General features: G+C 49.5%; 1 pseudogene. It reads right to left on the bottom strand.

The annotated features are described in order from the left end of the window. Window positions 1-1,317 (bottom strand): annotated as a pseudogene (locus E4T79_RS10685) (RHS repeat protein); the annotation flags it as partial.

The raw sequence follows: 1,317 nt of genomic DNA, 5'->3' as shown, positions 1-1,317 counted from the left end.
TGGTAGTGCCGTCCTTGTTCTCCAACTGGGTCAAGCGGTTATTGTCATCATAAGTATAGGTAGTCTTTTCTTCCTTACCGTCCACTTCTTCTGTACTAGTCAGCTTGTTTCCAGCCAAGTCGTAGGTATAGGTGAGCTTGGACAGCTCTTTGCCAGCCTTATCAGAGACCGTCATGGTCTCTACTTGTCCCAGGCTGTCATAGGTGTAGGCTTGAATAATGGTTTCGCCGTCCTGTGTGATGGTTTCCTTGGTGATGTAATTCCCATCGTCGTACTCGTAGGTGTAGCTAGAAATCAGCTTGTTCTTCTTGTCCACATGACGGAGGTCTGTCACACGGTGCGCCCTGTCATAGGTCAAGAAGCTCTTGGTCCCATCCCCACGTTTGACTTCGGTCATATCCCCTGCTTCGCTGTAGGTATAGGTCGTTTTGAGCCCTTTGACATCCGTCACAGAGGTCAAGCGGTCCAGCTCATCATAGGTGTAGGAAACGGTGCTTCCGTCTGGATAGGTCATCTGGCTGATATTGCCAAAGTCATCATAGTCGTACTGAATGAGACTGCCATCGCCCTGACGAACACCGATGATTTCACCCTCCAGGTTGGTCTCGTAATGAGTAGTCCCTGTCAGGTCACTCATAGACACACGGCGGCCGTCCACATCATAGGTATAGAGGACGTGACCGTCTTCTTTCTTAGAATAGTCTACGGTGAGCAGTTGATCCAGCTTGTTGTAGTCATAGGTGATGGTCTCTCCATCGGCTTTGGTGACTTTCTCAAGTTGGTGATTGATGTTGTAGCTGTAGGTTTCCTTGTCGCCAAGAGCAGTCATCCGCTCAATGACATTGGAGAGTTGGTCATAGGTGTAAGTCGTGACCTTACCATTGCCGTTGGTGATAGAGGTCATATTCCCCACAGCGTCATAGGTATAGGTGGAGGTTGACGCCTGGTCACCTAACCCTTGAGTAGCTGAAATCAACTGGTCTTTCAGGTCATAGCTATAGCTCTTGATGCGCTCACTACCAGATAAGACACTGGTTAGATTCCCATTGCCGTCATAGGTCATGGTGGCTTGACCACCCGCTTCATTCATAACCTTGGTCACATGGTTGTCATGGTCATAGCTGTAGAGGTTGAGTTGACCTGCGGTATCACTCTCACTGGTCAAGCGATTAAGGGCATCATAGGTCCGTTTGGTCACTTGCCCCAGGGGATTGGTTTCCTCGAGGAGGTTGCCATTGGGGTCGTAGCTATAACTGGTCTCCCGCTTGCCATTGATAGTTCGCTTGGTTACTTGACCGACTGGGTCATAGTGGGAAG

The organism is Streptococcus sp. LYSM12 (assembly GCF_004569635.1).
Lineage (GTDB): Bacteria > Bacillota > Bacilli > Lactobacillales > Streptococcaceae > Streptococcus.
Note: the sequence above shows the minus strand (reverse complement) of the source record. Positions and strands in the feature narration are given on the sequence as shown.